We start from the raw sequence: 22,923 nt of genomic DNA on the forward strand, positions 1-22,923 counted from the left end.
TAAAAACTTTAGATTAAGTACGGCACAATTTATCAATTTTGATAAAAAATATCATTAATTTTGCACATCTTTTATAAAAAATACTCTAGAATATGAGAACAGATTTGTTTGCCTTAAGACACATTGGTATAAATGAAAACAATTACCAGCAGATGCTTAATACTGTTGGAGTGGAAAATTTAGACCAGCTGATAGATGAAACTATCCCAAATGACATTAAGCTAAAAAAGAACTTAGATTTACCAGAAGCATTAAGCGAAAATGAGTATTTAGAACACTTACAAGAGCTAGCAGACAAAAACAAAGTTTTTAAATCCTATATTGGTCTAGGATATAACGAAGGTCTTTTACCTTCTCCTATCAAAAGAAATATTTTAGAAAACCCGGGTTGGTATACTGCTTACACTCCTTATCAAGCAGAAATTGCTCAAGGTCGTTTAGAAGCATTGTTAAACTTTCAAACAATGGTTTGTGATTTAACAGGTATGGAACTTGCAAATGCATCTCTTTTAGATGAAAGTACAGCAGCTGCAGAAGCAATGGCTATGCTTTTTGATGTACGTAGTAGAGCTCAGAAAAAAGAAAATGTAGTTAAATTTTTTGTTTCTGAAGAAATACTACCTCAAACTTTATCTTTATTACAAACAAGAGCTACTCCTATAGGTATAGAACTTGTTATTGGTAATCATGAAGACTTTAAATTTGGAACAGATTTTTACGGAGCATTATTACAATACCCAGGTAAATTTGGTCAAGTTTATGACTATGCTAGTTTTGTAGAAAACTGTAATTCTAACGAAATTAAAGTTGCTGTTGCAGCAGATATATTGAGTTTAGTAAAACTTAAAGCTCCGGCTGAATTTGGTGTAGATGTAGTTGTAGGTACAACACAACGTTTTGGAATTCCTTTAGGGTACGGTGGTCCACACGCAGCATTTTTTGCAACTAAAGACGCGTACAAAAGAAACATACCTGGTAGAATTATTGGTGTAACTAAAGATACAGACGGTAAGCCTGCTTTACGTATGGCATTACAAACCAGAGAACAACACATAAAAAGAGATAAAGCAACCTCTAACATTTGTACTGCACAAGTATTATTAGCTGTTATGGCTGGTATGTATGCTGTTTACCACGGTCCAAAAGGCTTAGAGTATATTGCTAATAAAGTACATAACACAGCTAAGGCTACTGCAGCTGCATTAGAAAACTTAGGATTTAAGCAGTTAAACTCTGCTTATTTTGATACTATTAAGGTTGAAGTTAAAGATGCAAACGCTCTTAAAACGATAGCTGAATCTAAAAAAATAAACTTTAATTATATAGATGATACCACTGTATCTATCTCTATAAACGAAGCTACATCTAAAAAAGATCTTATTGCTATTTTAGATTGTTTTGCAAAACTTAATAATAAAGAGAATACAACTTCATTTACAGAAAATGTAGCAGATGTAATACCATTTGCTGTACAGAGAAATACACCATTTTTAGAAAACGCAGTTTTTAATTCTTATCATTCTGAGACAGAATTGATGCGTTACATTAAAAAATTAGAACGTAAAGATTTAGCATTAAATCATTCTATGATCTCTTTAGGGTCTTGTACTATGAAATTAAATGCAGCATCAGAAATGCTTCCTTTAAGTTCTGCACAATGGGGTAACATTCACCCATTTGCTCCTATAGACCAAGCAGAAGGATATCAAATTCTATTAAAAAAACTAGAAGACTATTTAAGTGAAATTACCGGTTTTGCAGCAACTTCTTTACAACCAAATTCTGGTGCACAAGGAGAATATGCAGGTTTAATGGTAATTAGAGCATATCACGAATCTAGAAATGAGTCTCACAGAAATATTTGTTTAATTCCTGCTTCTGCACACGGTACAAACCCTGCTTCTGCAGTAATGGCAGGTATGAAAGTGGTTGTTACTAAAACAGATGAATTTGGAAATATAGACGTAAATGACTTAAAAGAAAAAGCTGAATTACATAAAGACAATTTAGCTGCTCTAATGGTTACTTACCCATCTACTCACGGTGTTTTTGAATCTTCAATTAAAGAAGTAACAAAACTTATACATGATAATGGCGGACAAGTTTATATGGATGGTGCTAACATGAACGCTCAGGTTGGTTTAACCAACCCAGGTAATATTGGCGCAGATGTTTGTCACCTTAACTTACACAAAACTTTTGCTATACCACATGGTGGTGGTGGTCCAGGTGTTGGCCCAATTTGTGTTGCACCACAATTAGTACCATTTTTACCAGGTAACCCAATAATAAAAACAGGTGGAGAAAAAGCAATAACTGCAATTTCTTCCGCTCCTTGGGGTAGTTCTTTAGTTTGTCTTATCTCTTACGGGTATATTGTAATGTTAGGCGAAGCTGGTTTAAAACAATCTACTTCTATTGCTATTTTAAATGCAAACTATATAAAAGAAAGATTAACTGGTAAGTTTGATGTTTTATATACAGGAGAAAAAGGTAGAGCTGCACACGAAATGATTATTGACTGTAGACCATTTAAACAAAATGGTATAGAGGTAACAGATATTGCTAAGCGTTTAATGGACTATGGTTTTCACGCGCCAACAGTATCTTTCCCTGTTGCAGGTACTTTAATGATAGAGCCTACAGAAAGTGAAAGTTTACCAGAACTAGATCGTTTTTGTAACGCCATGCTATCTATTAGAGCAGAAATAGATGAAGCTACATTAGATAACCCTAACAATGTTTTAAAGAACTCTCCACACACACTAGATATGGTTACTAGTGATAGTTGGGAGTTTCCATACAGCAGACAAAAAGCTGCTTTTCCTTTAGACTATATTGCAGATAATAAATTCTGGCCTGTAGTAAGACGTGTAGACGAAGCATATGGAGACCGTAATTTAATATGCACTTGCGCTCCTATAGAAGCATATATGGAAGCTTAATAAGCTCAACAAAATCAACACATTAAAGCCGTTTAGAAAATTCTAAACGGCTTTTTTTATTTTCAACTTTTAGCTTGAGCATCATACAATTTATTATGCACGCATAGTTTATTTCATTCGTTTGTTGTAACTTTAATTTTTAAATTAAACCCTAATTATGCATATCGGAATTACAGGAACTGGTAGTTACATACCATCCATAACTACCTCAAACTCAGACTTTATAAATAACACTTTTTTAAATACCGATGGCTCCGCCATACCTAACTCTAATGAAGTTATAATAGAGAAGTTTAAAAAAATAACAGGAATAGAGGAAAGAAGGTATGCAAAAAAAGATCAAAACACATCGGACATTGCATATTTAGCTGCTGAAAAAGCAATAAAAGATGCCAATATAGATAAAGAAACAATAGATTATATTATTGTTGCACATAACTTTGGAGACGTTTCTCACGGACAAATTCAAGGAGATGTCTTACCTAGTTTAGCTAGCAAGGTTAAACACTTACTAAAAATTAAAAATCCAAAGTGTGTTGGTTACGACATTCTTTTTGGTTGTCCAGGATGGGTACAAGGCACTATACAAGCCTATGCTTTTATAAAAGCTGGTTTAGCCAAAAGATGCTTGGTAATAGGTGCAGAAACACTGTCTAGGGTTGTTGATCCTTACGATCGTGATTCTATGATATATTCTGATGGCGCAGGTGCTACTATAATAGAAGCTACAAATGATTCTGGTAATATTTTAGCCCACAACACAGCAACCTATACTGTTGACGAGGCTAACTATCTATTCTTTGGAAAAACATACAACAAAGAAGATAAAAATGACCGCATGTATATTAAAATGCACGGTCGTAAAATATATGAATTTGCTGTAACTCACGTTCCGCAAGCGATGAAAGATTGTTTGGATGAAAGCGGAATAGCTATAGATGACGTAAAAAAGATATTTATACATCAGGCAAATGAAAAAATGGATGAAGCTATTGTAAGTAGGTTTTACAAATTGTACAATAAAAATATGCCTACAGACATTATGCCAATGAATATTTACAAACTTGGCAATAGCTCCGTAGCAACCATTCCTACACTTTTTGACGTTGTTAGAAAAGGAAAATTAGAAAATCACGCTGTAAAAAAAGGAGATGTTGTTATATTTGCGAGCGTTGGCGCTGGTATGAACATCAATGCCATAGTTTACAAATATTAAAATGTACGAAAAAACATATCCTAGCAAACGTTTTAAACATACGCTAGAATTTCTTCAAAAGCACGTTAACACTAAAGAATCTATTTTAGATCTAGGCGTAAAAAATCCTTTATCTAAAATTATGACAGAACAAGGCTACAAAGTAACCAATACAAAAGGAGAAGATTTAGATATCGACTTTTCTTCGGTTACCGCAACACAAACAGACGTTGTCACTGCTTTTGAAATTTTTGAACATTTACTAGCTCCTCTTAACGTACTTAAAGAAATTAAGAGCGACAAACTAGTTACTAGCATTCCGCTAAACCTTTGGTTTGCTCCTGCCTATAGAAGCAAAACAGATAAATGGGATAGACACTACCACGAATTTGAAGATTGGCAGTTTGATTGGTTACTAGAAAAAGCTGGCTGGGAAATAAAAGACACTGCAAAATGGACTAATCCTATTAAAAAAATTGGACTTAGACCAATACTACGTAGTTTTACTCCTAGGTACTATATTGTATATGCAGAAAGAAAAAAATAGTATCCTTTTATCTTTTTAGTATGATGTATTACATTATAATTCCCGCTCACAATGAAGAAGCTTTTATAGCAAAAACGTTAAACTCTATACTTCATCAAACCTTAGCACCTAAAAAAGTAATTATTGTAAATGATAATTCTACTGATGGCACTGAAACAATTATAGACTCTTTTACAGACAAACACAGCATCTTTAAAAAAGTAAACACAACATCTTCTACCAAACATATGCCTGGTAGTAAAGTTATAAATGCTTTTACAAAAGGATTAGACGTTTTAGATAACAAATACGACTTTATTGTAAAGTTAGATGCAGATATTATTTTACCTGAAAATTACTTTGAAAAAATAGCTGGTATTTTTAAGAGTGACAAAACTGTAGGTATTGCTGGTGGCTTTGCATACGAAGAAGATAAAAATGGCAACTGGAAACTCAATCACCCAATGAACAAAGACCACGTTCGTGGCGCATTTAAAGCCTATAGAAAATCTTGTTTTAAAAGCATAAACGGATTACGTAGTGCAATGGGCTGGGACACTGTAGACGAGCTTTTAACACAATACAACAACTACACCATATATACAGATACAAGTTTAAAAGTAAAGCATTTAAGACCTACAGGAAACGCATATAACAAACAAGCTAAATTACTACAGGGAAAAGCTATGTACGCAATGCGATATGGCTTTGTCATAAGCTGCATTGCATCTCTAAAAATGGGGTTAAAACAAAAAAAAGCAGCTGTTTTTTTTGATAACCTATCTGGTTACTCAAGTGCTAAAAAAGAAAAATTGCCCTTTTTGGTTACACCAAAAGAAGGCAATTTTATTCGTAATCTTCGCTGGAAGAATATTAAAAGTAAATTATTTTAATTCTGTAAAACAGCTTCAATAGGTTTACCAGTTGTTCCGTTAGGAGCAGCCATACCTAATAAAGCTGAAACTGTTGGCGCTATATCAGGAATTTCTGTAAGCTGTACTGTACTTCCTTTTTTAATTCCTTTTCCAAAAAACAACAAAGGCACATGAGTATCATAAACCCTTGGAGAACCGTGTGTAGATCCCGTTCTTGAATAACTAATATACCCTGGTTTTAAAACAACAATAACATCACCAGAACGTTTTTGATTGTATCCGTTTTGCACAACATAAGGTATACCTCTTGTGTAATTATTTTGCCACATTTGGTAAGCTGTATATGTTTTGTCTACATCACTAAAAGTAAGTAACTCATTTGCAAAAGCTTCTTGTACTGTTTTAGGATCCAAATCTAAGTTTGCAATTACTTTATGATCTAAAAATATTTGATCATTAGAAACATTCTTTATTAAATCCTCTGACCCAAACTTAAAGTTAGACCACTCGTTTAATTTAGCAGATATTTCTTTATAACTAATATACTCACCCGGTATTTTATTATCCTTTAAGTATGTTGGCACTTGTACGGCCGCATGATCTGCACTTAAAAAAACTGTATACTCTCCTTTACCTACTTCCGTATCTAACTCCTTAAATAAACGAGCCAAATCCTGATCTAAACGAAGGTAAGTATCTTCAACCTCTTTAGAATTAACTCCAAATTGATGTCCTACATAATCCGTAGAAGAAAAACTAACAGCTAAAAAATCTGTAACAGCATCTTTTCCCAGATTTTCTCCCTTTAAAGCTGCTATAGCAAAATCTGTTGTTAAACTATTACCATAAGGAGTAGCCTTAATAATATCAAAACCATTATTATCATCCCAAATTGCAGGTAAATTATGCGGAAAACTTGTTGATGTTTCACCCTTAAACTTACCCTCATAATTATTTTCATCAGTACCACTTTCTACATATGTATTTATATCTTTTAGAGTAGTCCAAGTCTTTTTATATTTTTCTGCAGCATCAGAAGAATTAAAACTAGTAACCCATTTAGGCAAACTATTCATGTAATAAGAACTAGTTATAAAGTTAGCCTCATCTTTACCAACAAACCAATATGCAGCATTGGCAGCATGACCGCCCGGCAAGACCGCCCCTCTATCTTTTATAGCAACAGCAATAACTTTACCCTTCATTTGTGTATGCAAACGCAATTGATCTGTAACCGTAGTTGTTAACATTCTATTTGGGCTCATTTTACCTTCACTCCCAGTTGTACCAACAGAATTATAGTTACTATCACCTGCACAATATACATTTACACCTAAATCTTTGTCGTACCAATTATTACCAATTATACCATGCATTGCAGGTGTAGTTCCGGTATATACAGAAGTATGACCAGGGCCTGTACTTGTTGGAGAATAATTATAATGGTGATTTTTTGCCGTAAAGCCTTCATTTACCATACGCTTAAAACCATCCCCACCGTATTGATCCCAAAAACGTGTAAGATAGTCGTACCTCATTTGATCTACTATAATACCAACTACCAACTTAGGAGTTGTACTTAGAGAGGTGATATTTTGCACTTCTACATCACTTTTACTCTTCCTTTTAGATTTTTTTTGCGCATTAATTCCCTCTGTGTTAGACACAAAAAACACAGCTAATAATGCCGCAATTAGTCTTCTCTTCATTGCAATTATTTTTATTGATAACGTAAATGTAAATAAATAAACTTTTAAATTTTTTATTTGGATGTCAAATGAAAGTTAATATTATTATTTTTACAGACAGAAGTCTATTTTATATGAATTACATAGCATCTATTGGCAGTTATTTTATAATGATTAAAGAAGTTTTTAGGAAGCCCACAAAATGGTCTATCATGAAAACCCTTATCCTTAAAGAAATAGACGAATTGGTTTTTGGCTCTTTGGGTATCATCATCTTTATTTCGTTTTTCATTGGTGGTGTTGTAACCATACAAACTGCACTAAACCTTACAAACCCTTTAATACCAGAAAGTCTTATTGGTTTTGCCGCAAGACAATCTGTAATATTAGAGTTTGCTCCAACATTTACCTCTATTATTATGGCTGGTAAAGTTGGATCTTATATTACATCTAGTATTGGCACAATGCGTGTTACAGAACAAATAGATGCACTAGAAGTTATGGGAGTAAATTCTTTAAACTACTTGGTTTTCCCTAAAATTATAGCCCTATTATTATATCCGTTTGCTATTGCAATTGCAATGTATGTTGGTATTTTTGGAGGATGGATAGCTGGCGTTTTTGGTGGTTTTACAACAAGTGCTAGTTTTATTGAAGGAATTCAACTAGATTTTATTCCGTACCACGTTGCATATGCTTTTATAAAATCTATAATATTTGCTTTTGTTATTGCGACTATACCATCTTTTCACGGGTATTATATGAAAGGTGGTGCTTTAGAAGTTGGTAAAGCAAGTACCACTGCCTTTGTCTGGACCAGTGTTGCTATTATTATTTTAAACTATATATTAACTCAATTACTATTAGGATAATGATAGAGGTAGATAACTTACACAAATCTTTTGGCGAATCGCATATTTTAAAAGGTGTAACAACTAGTTTTGAAAAAGGAAAAACTAACCTAATTATAGGACAAAGTGGGTCTGGTAAAACTGTATTTTTAAAATGTTTACTTGGTTTATTTACTCCAGATGAAGGATACATCTGCTATAATGGGAATATTTATAACGACTTATCTCCTGATCAAAAAAGAAACCTTAGACAAGAAATGGGGATGGTTTTTCAAGGCAGTGCCTTGTTCGATTCTCTTACTGTAGAAGGCAATGTAATGTTCCCTTTAGAAATGTTTACAAAACAGTCTAAGTCAGAAATGCAAGACCGCGTTAATGCCGTTTTAAAAAGAGTAAACCTAATAGATGCTCACCATAAATATCCATCTGAAATTTCTGGAGGTATGCAAAAAAGGGTCGCAATTGCAAGAGCAATTGTAATGAATCCTAAGTATTTGTTTTGTGATGAACCAAACTCTGGTTTAGATCCAAAAACCGCTATACTAATAGATAACCTTATACAAGAGATTACTCAAGAATACGATATTACTACTGTAATTAATACCCATGATATGAACTCTGTTATGGAAATAGGACAAAAAATCTTATTCCTAAAAAACGGACATAAAGAATGGGAAGGCACTAATAAAGAGATTTTTAAAACAGATAATGAAGCTGTAACTGACTTTGTTTATTCTTCAGAATTGTTTAAAAAAGTTAGACAAATGTATATTGAAGAACGAAATTAATTCTTTAATTCTCGTACTTGAATATTCTTATCTTTCAATCTTAACTTTAACCATTCAGATATTTTTTTCATATCTGCATCTTTATCTTTAGACTTTGTTTTTAGCTTCCAATTAACCTCAAAAACAGGGATAGTATCTACTTTTTTAAAATCAGTACGTATTGTATAAGAGTAACCTATAGAAGCTAAGTTTTCATAGTTAGCTTTGGCCTCTGCACTTACATCATTAAAAGGAATTTGCTTAGATACAATTTTTTGTAATTGTGTTAACTCTTTCTCTAATAGGGCAATTTTTTCTTCTTTACCCATTAACTCAGCTTTCTTAGCCTGGTATAACTCGTCTACGTATTTTATCTGATCTACTTCTTTATTTTTAGAACCTTGAATAATTTTTAAATCAGTATCCGCAAGCTCTTCATAATCTTCATTCTTTATCGTATTCCAACTAGAAATAATATTATCTGGAACCAATTCTTCTCCCATAAACATCACCTCTATAACAGATTTTTTCGGATTCTTATTTTTACCTAATATTTTATCTAACAAAGTTCTATCCCCTCCATGATATTCTATATTAGTTAAATTCTCTAAATACATACCATTACCAGCAAACTGATATTTTGCAATATTTTCAGAAACAAATTTTTGTGCATCACCTCTAAATTGAGATTCACCTAAGGCTTTAACAAATGTCCAACCAGCAGGAACCATCATTAAAATAGCAACTATAGAAGCAAGCCTACTTATTAACCTACGGCGCTCAGAATTAGCATATCTTACCATAGGGAAACGCAATATTTTTATAACCAAGAAGGTTGCTAAAGCTATAAAAATAGTATTAATAGTAAACAAATACATTGCTCCACTAGCGTAATCCCAATTCCCAATTGCCAAGCCAAAACCTACCGTACACAAAGGAGGCATTAATGCCGTTGCAATTGCTACTCCAAAAATTACACTCGCAATAGTTCCTTTTTTTGCACGTGCAATAACCAAAGCTAAACCACCAAAAAATGCAATAAGAACATCTCTAATATCTGGTGCAGTACGTGCTAAAAGTTCTGAAGACTCATCTCTTAAAGGAAAAAATTTAAAAAATAAAAAGGCAGTAAGAATACTTAAGACCACCATTACTCCAAAATTCTTAAGAGAACGGCGTAATGTATCAATATCATTAATAGCTAATGATAAACCCATACCTAAAATAGGACCCATTAATGGTGATATTAACATGGCACCAATAACAACAGCTGTAGAATTTGCATTTAAACCAATAGAAGCTATAAAAATAGAGCATATTAAAATCCAAGAAGTATGTCCTTTAAAAGGTATATCTGCCACTATAGATTCTCTAGTAGCTTCTTGGTCTGTATTATTACGTATATCTAAAAGTTCTTTTAAAAATTTCTTTGTACTTCCCAATAAGCCTTGAAAATCTTTCTTTACATTTTCTGATGACTCATTACCTGCAACATTATTTTCTTGCTCTGTATTATTACTCATATAGACTGGTATTATTTACCAAATTTTTCCTTAACCTCGTTTAAGATAATCTTAATATCTTGCTCTTTGTCTTTAGGACAAATTAATAAAACATCTTCCTTATCTACTACAATATAATTATCTAAGCTATCTAAAACCACAACTTTATCTTTTGCCGTACGTACTATATTACCATTAGAGTTTCTATCTAACAACTTAGCTCCAACAACAGCATTTTCTGCTTTATTCTTATCTAGCTTATCATACAAAGAACCCCATGTACCAAGATCATTCCAATCAAAAGTCGCTGGTAAAACAAATATGCTTTTAGAATGCTCCAGAATAGCATAATCTATAGATATATTCTCTGCTAAAGCATAGTTTTTAGCGATAAAATCTTTCTCCCTTGGTGTATTGTAATCATCCATTCCAGAATTAAATAATTCGTATTGTTTAGGCTGAAACGTTTTAAATGCATCAACTATTGTCTTTACACTCCACATAAATATACCTGCATTCCAAAGAAAATTACCTTGACTAATAAATTCTTTGGCTGTATTATAATCTGGTTTTTCTCTAAACTGATTTACTTTTTTAATTTCTAAATCAGCATTTTTATTATACTCAATATACCCAAATCCCGTATTAGGAAATGTTGGCTTAATGCCTAGTGTACATAATACATCTTCGCTCTCACACTTAGTAAAACATTGTTTCACGTTATCTTCAAAAGCATCTTCATCTTCAATCCAATGGTCACTAGGAGCAACTATCATTACCGCATTAGGATTCTCTTTCTTAATTTTCAGGGCTGCATACAAAATACAAGGAGCAGTGTTGCGCATTGCAGGTTCTAAAACTACTTGATCTTGCGTTAACATTGGCAATTGCTCTAAAACCAGGTCGTTGTAACTTTCATTAGTTAACACTAGAATATTCTCTTTAGGAATAAATTTATGTAGTCTATTAAACGTTTTCTGAATTAAAGTATCACCAGAACCTAACATATCATGAAACTGCTTAGGGTATTCGGCCGTACTTACAGGCCAAAACCTAGACCCAATACCGCCAGCCATTATAACTGCGTAATAATTTTTGTTCATGTTATTAATCTTTTATAAGTTCTACTTCTGCGTTAGGTTGAAAAACGTAGGTTCTTCCACTGGATATTTCAACACACTCATATCTCTTTATTTTTCTGCTCCCCTTTTTAAATAACTTACCGTTGTAAATTCTAAACACACTACCTATTGGTAACTCAAAAATATATGTTTTATTTGACACAGGATCAAATTGCTTTAATGCTAACGATAACTTAGCATCTGTATCACTACTTGCCTTAGGATTTTTAAAATGATTAGCTATAACCGGCAATACTTTTGTTGGAAATATTTCTGGCCTTATAAATGGCAACATTAAAGACTGAAACGTTTTTTTCCACTCTATACCGTGTGGCTTAATACGTCTTCCATATTTTTCAAAAGCGACTAAATGTGCAATCTCATGTATTAAGGTTATTAAAAATCTATATTTATTTAATGATGCATTTATTGTTATTTGGTGCATACCGCTTGGTAACCTTCTATAGTCACCGTGACGGGTAACTCTGTCTCCTACAATTTTTAGATGCACTGCATTTATTTTTATCAAAGAAACACAAGCTTGCACAGCTCTTTCTGGTAGATATTTTAGAAGGGTACTCTCCATATAAACAAAAATAATAGATTCTACCTTTTACTGCTAAGGTTCACAGTTTATTTTGTAGTAAAATACAACTTTTTTAAATTATTTTTTAACGACTTATATAATATTTACTCACAACACATCAAAACAAAACTGCCTATTAAAAAAACAGGCAGTTTTATTATTCTAATTTATGCTACAAATTAAGGAGTACTATTACTTACTTGCAACAGTTTTCCGTTATACATTTTATGTCCTGTAAGTGCAAAATTCTGAATATACTCTGCCATTTCTAACGCAGTAGTTGGCGCTGTATACCCAGGAAAAGCTTCTTCTAGCATTTCAGTCTGTACTGCTCCTAATGCCAAAACATTAAAAGATGGTCCAGTTTCTTTAAATTCTTCTGCCCAAAGCTCTGTTAATGTTACCACAGCTCCTTTACTAGAACTGTATGCAGATAAGCCCGCAAATTTAACACTACCCTGAACACCTCCCATAGAACTTATAGTTACTACATGTCCGTTATTAGGCATTTTTGGAATCACCAGTTTTGTAATACTTGCCACTCCAAAAACATTGACTTTATAAACAGCTTCAAAGTCTTCGGTTGTCGTTTCTAAAAATGGCTTATTTGCTAATTTTCCGGCATTATTAATTAAAACATCTACCTGTTGCCAGTTTTGGGTAATAAAATTCTCAACCTTTTTTAAATCTTCTTCTTTTGAAATATCAAACGGAAAAGAAAAAATATTTGGATTATTTAGAGACGCTATAGGCTCATTATTTCTGGACAATGCCAAAACTTTATGCCCATTATTTGCAAATAGCTGTGCCATTTGATACCCTATACCTCTACTAGATCCTGTAATTATAATATTAGCCATTAATTGTACTTTATTTCTTTTGTTTTAGCATTTGCAATACTTTCTAACACCGGCACAAACTTATTAATTAAGCTAGCCATATGATCAAAATCCATTGCTTCTGTCTCATCACCTACCTGATGATAATGAGCAAAATTTGTAAAATCGAATGTAGAATAGGTTTGCGAAGGAACATTAAACTCTTGATGAAAAGGATAATTATCTGACCTCATAAACAACCTGAATTCACCTGCTTTAGGCAAAAATCCTGCTATATTTTCTCCTGCATATTTATTACTTACTTCAGCTAAATTAGATTCGTTAAAACCTGTAACATATGTTAAGTAATCTTTGTCTTTCATTGGTATACCAATCATTTCAAAATTTAGCATTGTATACAAATTAAGGCTTTCTTCTTTTAATTTAGTTGCCAGATGTTTAGAGCCTAAAAGTCCCATTTCTTCTGCAGAAAATAAAGCAAAAATAATACTACGCTTATTCGTCTTGTTTTTTCCAAAGTAACGCGCAAACTCCATAACTGCAGAAGTACCAGAAGCATTATCATTAGCGCCATTTGCAATAACATCATCTCCGTTTGCTTTAGCCTTACCTATATGATCATAATGCGCTCCTAAAATAATAAACTCATTTTTTAAAACCGGATCATTACCCTCTATGTAACCAACTACATTATAAGCTACACCTTTTTTTGCATCAAAATTAGTTAATGTATCTCTGTATGATAAAAAATATGGTTTTACACCGCTAGATTTAAAACTGTTCTCGATAAAAGTAGCTGCTTCTGCAATACCCTCAGAACCAGACATTCTGCCTTGCAGATCATCTGAGGCTAAAAAGCTAACAATTTTTTCTACACTTTTTGGTGTTACTGCTACACTATGGTCTACAGAATTTTGCTGCGCTTGCGTTGTGCAAGAACCTAACATAATTATAGCTAAAAAATAAAGTATCTTTCTCATATTTAATTTATTTAAGCACTAAAGATAAAAAAAGCATCTCAAAATTAATGAGATGCTTTTTAATATAATTTATAAGAGTTTTTACAATTACGCTAACATTGTAACTGGATTCTCTATATAACTTCTTAATGTTTGTAAAAATTGAGCTCCAACTGCACCATCTACCGTTCTGTGATCGCACGCTAAAGTTAATTTCATAGTGTTACCTACTACAATTTCTCCGTTTTTAACAACTGGCTTTTCTACAATTGCACCAACAGATAATATTGCTGCGTTAGGCTGATTTATGATTGATGTAAATTCCTGAATACCAAACATACCTAAGTTAGACACTGTAAATGTACTACCTTCCATTTCTGAAGGAGCAATTTTTTTAGATCTTGCTTTACCTGCTAAATCTCTTACAGATGCACCAATTGTAGTTAAACTCATTTGATCTGCAAATTTAAGAACAGGTACAACCAATCCTTCATCTACTGCCACCGCTACTCCAACATGTATATGTTTGTTGTAACGCGTAACATCATCTTTCCAAGTTGTATTTACTTGCGGATGCTTTCTTAAAGCCATTGCACAAGCTTTTAAGACCATATCATTAAATGACACCTTAATATCTGGCAAGCTATTAATTTGAACTCTAGAAGCCATTGCATTGTCCATATCTACCTCTATTGTAAGGTAAAAATGTGGCGCTGTAAATTTAGACTGTCCAAGAACTTTTGCAATTACTTTACGCATTGAAGAATTTTTAACATCTTCAAAACCTTCTTCTCCAACCGGCGCATATATTGCAGGTTGCGCTTTTGCTTCTGGAGCAGCAGCCTTTGCCGCTGTTGCATTAGAAGAACTAGAAGTTGCAGAAGGAGTAAAACTCTCTACATCTTTCTTTACTATTCTTCCGTTGTCACCAGAACCAGTAACATCTGCTAAGTTAATACCTTTATCTGCTGCTATTTTTTTAGCTAACGGAGAAGCAAAAACACGCTTACCATCTGTAGAAACTGCTTCTACTGGCGCTGCTTTTTCTTCTTTTTTATTTTCTTTTTTTGGAGCCTCAGAAGTTGCTTTTGCTGCAGGAGCATTACCGCTATTTAACACAGCATCTACATCTGTACCTTCTGGGCCTATAACTGCTAAAATTTCATCAACCGGAGAAGATTCTCCTTCTTTAATACCTACATACAGTAATGTACCTGAGTAAAAAGATTCAAATTCCATTGTTGCCTTGTCAGTTTCAATTTCAGCAAGAATATCGCCTTCCTCAACTTTATCCCCAACATTTTTTAACCAAGCAGCAACGGTACCCTCTTCCATAGTATCACTAAGGCGAGGCATTTTTATTACTTCTACTCCTTCTGGAATTTCACTACTTGAAGTTGCTGCAACTGGTGCCGCTTCTTCTGTTGTAGTTTCTTCTTTCTCCTCTGTTGTAGACGCTTGTGCACCTCCAGATACTAATGCAGAGATATCTTCACCCTCTTCACCTATTATGGCTAAAAGAGAATCTACAGGAGCAGTTTCTCCTTCGTTTATTCCTATATATAATAGAAAGCCTTCGTTAAAAGACTCAAATTCCATTGTAGCTTTGTCCGTTTCAATTTCAGCAAGAATATCTCCCTCTTCAATTTTATCACCAACATTTTTTAGCCATGCAGCAACGGTACCCTCTTCCATGGTATCGCTAAGTCTTGGCATATTTATTATCTCTGCCATCTTTTATAATTTATGTTGTACAAATGGATAATCTTTTTGTTCGTAAACCATATCGTATAATTGGCTTACTGGTGGGTAATCAGAATTTTCTGCAAACTCTTCACACTCCTTAACCATACGCTTAACTTCTTTACCCATTTCGGCAATTTCGTCTTCTGTTGCGTATTTTTTATCTTTTATAACCTCTAAAACCTGAGTAATAGGATCTATTTTCTTGTACTCTTCTACTTCTGCTTTAGTTCTGTAGTGTTGTGCATCTGACATAGAGTGACCTCTATAACGGTATGTTTTTATCTCTAAGAAAGTTGGTCCTCCTCCAGATCTTGCTCTTTCTACGGCTTTACTTACCTCTTCTGCTACAGTTACAGGATTCATACCCTCTACTGCTTTACAAGGCATCTCGTAACCTAAACCTAGTTTCCAAATTTCTGTAGAATGAGATGTTCTTGCAACGGATGTACCCATTGCATACCCATTGTTTTCACAAATAAAAACAACTGGCAATTGCCAAAGCATTGCTAAGTTAAATGTTTCATGTAAAGAACCTTGCCTTACAGCACCATCTCCCATATAACATAATGTAACAGCATCATTACCTGCATATTTGTCTCCAAATGCAAGACCTGCTCCCAAAGGAATTTGTCCACCTACAATACCATGACCACCATAAAAACGGTGTTCTTTAGAAAAGATATGCATAGAACCTCCCATACCTTGAGATGTACCAGTTACCTTACCATAAAGTTCTGCCATTACTCTTTTAGGATCTACTCCCATACCAATTGGTTGTACATGATTACGGTATGCTGTAATCATTTTATCTTTAGTAAGATCCATTGCATGTAACGATCCAGCTAAAACAGCTTCTTGTCCATTATATAAATGTAGAAAGCCTCTAACTTTTTGTTGAATATACACTGCAGCAAGTTTATCCTCGAACTTTCTCCAGAACAACATATCCTTGTACCAATTAAGGTAAACTTCTTTGGTTATTTTTTTCATTGAAAACTTTTTTTTTAAAAAGGTCTGTTTTACAGAGTAGCAAAAATACACATTAAATCCACTATCAAAAAAAAATTAAAGAAAAAGCACAGACAAGATGCTTATTGTTTTTTTAAATTAAATTTTTATCAGAAAATTAGCTATAAAAAAAATAATTCATCAAAAAAAAGCTACTATAAGAAAGAATTACTGAAAGCTAGCGGTAAAATATCTGAGATAGAATTACACTTTAAAACCTTACCTACCTCACCCATTAGCATTAAAGCAAGCGGTTCTTTTTGTTTTTGCTCGTATTCTATCATAGATTGTCTACAATTACCACAAGGAGCTGCAGGCTCTAATACCTTATAATTTTTTGATGTAGCCGAAATTGCCACAGAAACCATTTTTACATTTGGGTATATAGCGGCTGCTTGATAAATTGCAACACGCTCTGCGCATAAACCAGAAGGGTATGCAGCATTTTCTTGATTGTTACCTACTACTATTTCTCCGTTCTCTAAAAGCACTGCTGCACCTACTAAAAAACTAGAATATGGAGCATATGCGTTACTACGTGCACCTACAGCTTTAAGCATAAGGTCTTTGTCTGTTTTAGACAACTCATCTATAGAGTCGTAAACAGACATATCAAAAGATATTGTTTGTTTCTTCATTTAGTCGTTTAATAATTCTTCACCTAAGTTAAAGGTAAGAGAAAAACGTAAAGTATTTTCTAACGGATTTTTTATTTTTGATGTAGAGAATAAATAAGATAAATCTACCTGTGTAGCTTTAAATTTAAATCCGGCTCCTAATGAAAAGAATTTACGAGCTCCTTTTAATTCGTTTTCATTAAAGTAACCTGTACGTAGCATAAATGCATTTTGAAACGAATACTCTGCTCCTAACGCCCAAGTTACTTCTTTAATTTCTTCTCCAAAACCATCTGGAGCGTCTGTAAAAGAATTAAAAGCTCCTTCTAAAAAGCTTATTTGTTGGTAACGCTCGTTATCTTGACTATCTATTTGTCCGTCTTCATTAAAATCCTGAGGAGTAGGAACTAATAATTTATTAAATTCTGTTGTTAATGATAATACATTGTCTTGGTCTAAAATAAAATCAAACCCTGCGCCAAATTTTAAATTCCCTGGCAAAAAGTTTTCTTGTCCATTATTATCGTAAGAAATTTTACTACCTAGGTTAGAGATATTAAAACCAGCTCTCCACCTACCATCAAAATTATCATAAGCTATTTCTGGAGATCTATAAAAACCCGATATATCAACAGCAAAAGCAGTTGCGGCTTTAGAATCTACACTGGGATCTAAAGGAAATTTTAAATTAGAACTAATAAATCTACCACCAATACCCATAGAAAACTGAGTAGATAATTTTAAAGAATATGCACCTTCTAAAACAAATTCATTTGGCTTAACTGTTGTACCTTCTTCATCTATGGTTTGCCTAAGCTCCACTTCTCCTAATCCAAAATAACGCAATCCAAAAGCAAAAGCACTTCTATCATCTAACTTGTTATAAAAACTAGCATTTAGCAAGGCTACATCTGTAACTATGTTTTCTAAATAAGGTGTATAACTTATACCAAAACCCATTTTTTGTTCTGCAAAAGCAAATTTTGCTGCATTCCATTGTAAAGAATATGCATCTGCAGATGTTGCCACTCCCATATCTCCCATTCCAGCTGCCCTAGCATCTGCTGCAATATTTAAAAAAGGTACTGCAGTAGTAATAGATCTGTTTTCTTGAGCTTTGCCTGTGTAAGCCGATATTAAAAGCGTTACAATTAGTATTTTTTTCATCATCATATGTAAATAGTGGTATTAACTACCTTTTTTATATCTAATTAGGTACAATAAATTAATTAACGCTCATTTTTAAAATATCTTATAAATAAACAACTTTATTTTTAAAACAAACCTAAAGACTTCTAATCTACTATCATAAGAAAACTTGTTCTTCCTTTATTATTAAGGATATAAAAATTTCTATTAAAAAGAATTTAAAAAATAATACTATTCTATTATTTACTGCGTTATAGATGTGTTGAACCTTGTTTTTTGGCTAGTTTCAGTTTTTTTTAGGATATGTAAAATATTCTTAGAAAATTTGCGTTTAATAAGCCGATAGTAAGCAAAGTTTAAACAGAAAATAAGTATAGTATAACTGCAAATTAGCAGTAAAGTATAGAACTCAAGTCTTAATTATGAAAAAACAATTCATTAAAGTTGTACTCTCGTGTGCTGTTGTAGCAGGTAGCATTACAAGTTGTAAAAAATCATCTTCATCCAAAGATGTATCTCGTGCCACAGGTTGGAAAATTAACGCCAAAGAAGGTGGTTTTCAGCACAACTCTGATTTTAAAGAACAAGTTACCGCACCCGGTCTTGTCTTTGTAGAAGGAGGTACCTTTACAAAAGGTAAAGTGCAAGATGATGTTATGCACGATTGGAATAATACTCCAACTCAGCAACACGTACAATCCTTTTATATGGATGAAACTGAAGTAACTAATAAAATGTACCTACAATTTTTAGATTACTTAAAATCTGTATACCCACCAGAAGATCCTAAATATGCTAACATATACAAAGGTGCATTACCTGATACATTAGTATGGAGAAACAGACTTGGTTTTAATGAAACTATGACTAACAACTATTTGAGACACCCTGGTTATGCGGAGTATCCTGTAGTTGGTGTTAACTGGGTACAAGCTACGCAATTTGCAGAATGGCGTACAGACCGTGTTAACGAATTAATGTTAGAAAAAGAAGGCTACCTTAATGACGAAGCTAAATACAAAGCCTTAAAAGGTGAAGGCAGTGGTACTTTTAGCACTGAAGCTTACCTAAACAGACCAGAATCTGTATATGGTGGACAAATAGATTCTCTACAAGGAAAAGCTCAAAAGACGGATTCTGTTTCTACTTTTGCTAAAAGAAGTAGTGGTATAATTTTACCAGAATATAGATTACCTACAGAAACAGAATGGGAATATGCTGCACAAGCGAACCAAGGTAACAGAGAATACAACAACTATAGAGGTAGAAAAAAATATCCTTGGGATGGTGATTATACTCGTAACGGACAACGTGTTGGTAGAGGTGATCAATTAGCAAACTTTAAACAAGGTAAAGGTGATTACGGCGGAATTGCTGGTTGGTCTGACGATGGTGCAGATATTACTAATGCAGTTATGTCTTACAAACCAAATGATTTAGGTCTTTACGATATGGCCGGTAACGTGTCTGAATGGGTTGCCGATGTATACAGACCAATAGTAGATGATGAAATTAGTGATTTTAACTACTATAGAGGTAACATTTATATGAAAACAGCTATTGGTGAAGATGGTAAAGTAAACATCCTTAGAGATTCTGTTTTATATGACACATTACCAAACGGAAAAATAGTAGCGGTTAACTTACCAGGAGAAATTAAAATGGTTCCTGTAGATGAAGAAGAAACGTACTTAAGAACAAACTTCTCTTCTAGTGATAACAGAGGTTACAGAGATGGTGAGCCAGGATCTACAAGATTTTACGACAAGTTTAATGATGCAGATGGTGACGAGGAAAATAAAAAGTCTATGTACAACTCACCTACTAACAAAATAGAAAGAGATAGTGCTGGTAAATTTATTAGAAACTATGACAAGTCTAACTACAGAACTTCTTTAATTAACAATGAAGTTAGAGTATACAAAGGTGGTTCTTGGAGAGACCGTGCATTCTGGTTAGACCCTGCACAACGTAGGTACTTACCACAGTATATGGCTACAGATGATATTGGCTTTAGATGTGCAATGTCTAGAGTTGGTTCTAAGTCTAAGACTAAAAATAAGACTGCTAGAGGTAAAAAAGTAAAATAATTTACTATAACATATTTTTTAAAAAAGACTGCTCCAAAGAGCAGTCTTTTTTTTTATATTCGCTTTATGACTATAGCACAAATCCATCAACTATTTTTAACGTATTCTACTGTCTGTACAGATACAAGAAAAATAACCAAAGACTGTATTTTTTTCGCTCTTAAAGGCGATAACTTTAACGGTAATAAATATGCCGCAGAAGCACTACAAAAAGGTGCTACTTATGTTATTGTTGATGAAAAAGAATACGCAACATCAGATCAATTTATTTTGGTTGAAGATGTTTTACAAACCTTACAACAACTTGGTAAATACCATAGAAAACATTGTACTGCAAAAGTAATTGGCTTAACAGGTAGTAACGGAAAAACAACTACCAAAGAACTTATAAAAGCTGTTATTCAAAAAAAATATAAAACTATTGCTACTGTTGGCAACTTAAACAACCACATTGGTGTTCCTTTAACTCTGTTAACCATAAAAGAAGATACCGAAATTGCTATTGTAGAAATGGGAGCTAATCACCTTAAAGAAATAGAGTTTTTAAGCAATTTAGCAGAGCCAGATTATGGTTACATTACTAATTTTGGAAAGGCCCACCTAGAAGGTTTTGGTAGTACAGAAGGTGTAATACAAGGTAAAAGTGAATTATACCATTACCTAACAACAAACCAAAAGCACATTTTTTTAAATGCCGATGACCCTATACAAGAAGCTAAACTTGGAACTTATATTAAAAAAATAGGATTTAGTACTAGTAACGAGCAATACTACAAGGTAGAACTATTAAATGCAGATCCTTTTGTTACTATAAAGGTTAAGGATTTTACTATAACATCTAACCTAGTTGGCGCCTATAATTTCACAAATTGTTGTGCTGCTATTTTAATGGGAAAGTATTTTAATATTACGTTACCAGATATTAAAAACGCTATAGAAAGTTACGTTCCAGAAAATAATAGATCACAAATACTAGAACAAAATGGGCATAAAATAATACTAGATGCTTATAACGCCAACCCAACAAGTATGGCTGCTGCATTAGACAATTTTAACGGCTTAAAAGTTGCTCGTAAAATTGTTTTTTTAGGTGATATGTTTGAGCTAGGCAATACAGCAGCTGAAGAACACCAAGAGATTGCAGATAAAGTTGGGAAAATGAATTTCACAACTTCTTTTTTAGTTGGGGAAAATTTTGCTAAAACAGAATCTGAAGCTGTAAAACTGAGTAGTTTTAATGATTTAAAAAACTACTTAAAAGAACACCCTATACAACCAATGAGTAACCTTTTAATAAAAGGTTCTAGAGGTATGGCACTAGAAAGAATTTTAGGTATACTATAAAAAAAGCCTCTCTATAAAAAGAGAGGCTTTTAATTTTTAAGTTAATTTTAGAAAAAACATATCTAAAACTTCTATTACAATTAAGATTATAATAATCCATTCTAGTCTACTACTTTCCTTATGGTCCATAATATCTTTAAACAGCTCTAGGTTTTCTTTTATAACACCTAACCGCTCGTGAATATACCTGTACCTGTCTTTTAAGTCAAACGTCTTTTTTAACTCTAGGTTTAAATGATTTAACGTTTCGTTATCCCAAGTTACATCTGGTGAATCAAAAATATATAAGTTTTCAGAAATCTCGTTTTTAATGTTTAAAACTCGACCTATAAACCGTTTTAACTTATTTCCGGATATATCTAATTTCCCTCTTTGCTCAAGATACTTTGTATGCTCATTTGTTTCCCCTAAAAGCTTCTCTGTAATTTCAAAATAATTATCTAAAGCTACAGACTGCGATGCATTTAAAACTATTAAACGTATTGTTTCTGTATCAAAAGAAGGTATTATCACTTTATAAAATGATACCTCTTGCTTACCTGGTTCTATTACAACGTTAACCTCTTCAGAAAAACGTTCTTCTTTTAGTCCTTTGCAAAAAGGCTTAATACTATCTAAAATTACTCTTTTCTCTTCTAAAGAATGATTAAAAAAACCAACCATTCCGTATTGAAATATGTACACAAACTTCTCATCACCCACCTCATAAAACAACTCGTCTCCGTCTAAAAAAAGCAGGTTCCAAGATAAATTACGTTTGCATTCTCTGATAGATATAGAGGCCGAAATTTGGTAGGCGTCTACGCTAAACATTGCTAATCTTCATCTTCTTCTAAAGGTACATCTGGTATTGCATCAGGGTCATCATCATCAAACCCATCGTAATCATCTTCATCATAATTAGCCATAGTTACTTCTAACTTCTCACTAATTTTAACCAAGTACTTAGTGTCCTCTGTTAACACCTCAACAGCTTCTATACGCTCTCCTTTGGCATTAGAAAAACGAATAACGTTTAGGTCATCATAACCATCAGGATACCTTTCTACCAAAAGTTTTAAAACTTCTGGTGTTAGCTTTTTAAAATCTACTATAACTCTTTTTAAATTATCCAT

The 22,923-nt window shown here is 33.2% G+C and carries 20 protein-coding genes; 8 read left to right on the forward strand and 12 right to left on the reverse strand.

Annotated elements, in window-relative coordinates; genetic code table 11:
• Positions 1–92: 92 nt before the first annotated feature.
• The 4 genes from gcvP to BT107_RS07950 all read left to right on the forward strand — a co-directional run bounded on the left by gcvP (position 93) and on the right by BT107_RS07950 (position 5,559).
• A complete protein-coding gene (gene gcvP / locus BT107_RS07935; protein WP_072303255.1) occupies positions 93–2,945 on the forward strand; it encodes an aminomethyl-transferring glycine dehydrogenase in 2,853 nt (950 codons plus the stop codon).
• A 157-nt stretch (positions 2,946–3,102) separates the two neighbouring features.
• Positions 3,103–4,161 (forward strand): 3-oxoacyl-ACP synthase III family protein, encoded by a 1,059-nt coding sequence (locus BT107_RS07940; RefSeq protein WP_072303256.1) that lies wholly within the window; start codon positions 3,103–3,105, stop codon positions 4,159–4,161.
• Between the two features lies 1 nt (position 4,162).
• On the forward strand, positions 4,163–4,687 hold the full coding sequence (locus tag BT107_RS07945) for a class I SAM-dependent methyltransferase (protein ID WP_072303257.1): 525 nt from the start codon (positions 4,163–4,165) through the stop codon (positions 4,685–4,687).
• 20 nt (positions 4,688–4,707) lie between these two features.
• The gene (locus tag BT107_RS07950; protein ID WP_072303258.1) at positions 4,708–5,559 is read left to right on the forward strand and encodes a glycosyltransferase family 2 protein; all 852 of its coding nucleotides are present in this window, start codon (positions 4,708–4,710) and stop codon (positions 5,557–5,559) included.
• On the opposite strand, the gene pafA is transcribed toward BT107_RS07950, so the two are convergent.
• A complete protein-coding gene (gene pafA, locus BT107_RS07955) occupies positions 5,556–7,250 on the reverse strand; it encodes an alkaline phosphatase PafA (RefSeq protein WP_072303259.1) in 1,695 nt (564 codons plus the stop codon). The genes BT107_RS07950 and pafA overlap by 4 nt on opposite strands.
• Positions 7,251–7,363: 113 nt before the next feature.
• On the opposite strand from pafA, the gene BT107_RS07960 reads away from it, so the two are divergent.
• Together BT107_RS07960 and BT107_RS07965 are read left to right on the forward strand one after the other, a co-directional pair.
• On the forward strand, positions 7,364–8,101 hold the full coding sequence (locus tag BT107_RS07960) for an MlaE family ABC transporter permease (RefSeq protein WP_072303260.1): 738 nt from the start codon (positions 7,364–7,366) through the stop codon (positions 8,099–8,101).
• Positions 8,101–8,868, forward strand: coding sequence for an ABC transporter ATP-binding protein (locus tag BT107_RS07965; protein ID WP_072303261.1), 768 nt, complete (start codon positions 8,101–8,103; stop codon positions 8,866–8,868). Before BT107_RS07960 ends, BT107_RS07965 begins: the two co-directional genes overlap by 1 nt.
• On the opposite strand, the gene BT107_RS07970 is transcribed toward BT107_RS07965, so the two are convergent.
• The 9 genes from BT107_RS07970 to porV all read right to left on the reverse strand — a co-directional run bounded on the left by BT107_RS07970 (position 8,865) and on the right by porV (position 18,392).
• Positions 8,865–10,370, reverse strand: a complete 1,506-nt coding sequence (locus BT107_RS07970; RefSeq protein WP_072303262.1) for a DUF389 domain-containing protein — start codon at positions 10,368–10,370, stop codon at positions 8,865–8,867. The two genes, BT107_RS07965 and BT107_RS07970, sit on opposite strands and share 4 nt — an antisense overlap.
• Positions 10,371–10,381: 11 nt before the next feature.
• Positions 10,382–11,452: a mannose-1-phosphate guanylyltransferase gene (locus BT107_RS07975; protein WP_072303263.1), complete on the reverse strand. Its 1,071-nt coding sequence runs from the start codon at positions 11,450–11,452 to the stop codon at positions 10,382–10,384.
• A gap of 4 nt (positions 11,453–11,456) precedes the next feature.
• Positions 11,457–12,056, reverse strand: a complete 600-nt coding sequence (locus tag BT107_RS07980; RefSeq protein ID WP_072303264.1) for a SprT-like domain-containing protein — start codon at positions 12,054–12,056, stop codon at positions 11,457–11,459.
• A gap of 179 nt (positions 12,057–12,235) precedes the next feature.
• Positions 12,236–12,916 carry an SDR family NAD(P)-dependent oxidoreductase gene (locus tag BT107_RS07985; RefSeq protein WP_072303265.1) on the reverse strand — a complete coding sequence of 227 codons (681 nt, stop codon included), beginning with the start codon at positions 12,914–12,916 and terminating at the stop codon, positions 12,236–12,238.
• Positions 12,916–13,875 carry a M28 family metallopeptidase gene (locus BT107_RS07990; RefSeq protein ID WP_072303266.1) on the reverse strand — a complete coding sequence of 320 codons (960 nt, stop codon included), beginning with the start codon at positions 13,873–13,875 and terminating at the stop codon, positions 12,916–12,918. Before BT107_RS07990 ends, BT107_RS07985 begins: the two co-directional genes overlap by 1 nt.
• 87 nt (positions 13,876–13,962) lie before the next feature.
• Entirely contained in the window at positions 13,963–15,588 is a 1,626-nt protein-coding gene (locus tag BT107_RS07995) for a pyruvate dehydrogenase complex dihydrolipoamide acetyltransferase (RefSeq protein WP_072303267.1), read from the reverse strand.
• A gap of 3 nt (positions 15,589–15,591) precedes the next feature.
• On the reverse strand, positions 15,592–16,590 hold the full coding sequence (gene pdhA, locus BT107_RS08000; protein ID WP_072303268.1) for a pyruvate dehydrogenase (acetyl-transferring) E1 component subunit alpha: 999 nt from the start codon (positions 16,588–16,590) through the stop codon (positions 15,592–15,594).
• Positions 16,591–16,763: 173 nt separating this feature from the next.
• Positions 16,764–17,246: a cytidine deaminase gene (locus tag BT107_RS08005; protein WP_072303269.1), complete on the reverse strand. Its 483-nt coding sequence runs from the start codon at positions 17,244–17,246 to the stop codon at positions 16,764–16,766.
• Positions 17,247–18,392, reverse strand: a complete 1,146-nt coding sequence (gene porV / locus BT107_RS08010) for a type IX secretion system outer membrane channel protein PorV (RefSeq protein ID WP_072303270.1) — start codon at positions 18,390–18,392, stop codon at positions 17,247–17,249. It abuts the gene before it with no gap.
• A 404-nt stretch (positions 18,393–18,796) separates the two neighbouring features.
• On the opposite strand from porV, the gene gldJ reads away from it, so the two are divergent.
• The gene (gene gldJ / locus BT107_RS08015) at positions 18,797–20,464 is read left to right on the forward strand and encodes a gliding motility lipoprotein GldJ (RefSeq protein WP_072303271.1); all 1,668 of its coding nucleotides are present in this window, start codon (positions 18,797–18,799) and stop codon (positions 20,462–20,464) included.
• 66 nt (positions 20,465–20,530) lie between these two features.
• On the forward strand, positions 20,531–21,808 hold the full coding sequence (locus BT107_RS08020) for a UDP-N-acetylmuramoyl-tripeptide--D-alanyl-D-alanine ligase (RefSeq protein WP_072303272.1): 1,278 nt from the start codon (positions 20,531–20,533) through the stop codon (positions 21,806–21,808).
• Between the two features lie 36 nt (positions 21,809–21,844).
• Here BT107_RS08020 and BT107_RS08025 read toward each other — a convergent pair whose 3' ends face one another.
• The gene (locus BT107_RS08025; protein ID WP_072303273.1) at positions 21,845–22,621 is read right to left on the reverse strand and encodes an RMD1 family protein; all 777 of its coding nucleotides are present in this window, start codon (positions 22,619–22,621) and stop codon (positions 21,845–21,847) included.
• 2 nt (positions 22,622–22,623) lie between these two features.
• The gene (locus tag BT107_RS08030; protein WP_072303274.1) at positions 22,624–22,923 is read right to left on the reverse strand and encodes a hypothetical protein; all 300 of its coding nucleotides are present in this window, start codon (positions 22,921–22,923) and stop codon (positions 22,624–22,626) included.

It is taken from the genome of Cellulophaga fucicola (assembly GCF_900119145.1).
GTDB lineage: Bacteria > Bacteroidota > Bacteroidia > Flavobacteriales > Flavobacteriaceae > Cellulophaga > Cellulophaga fucicola.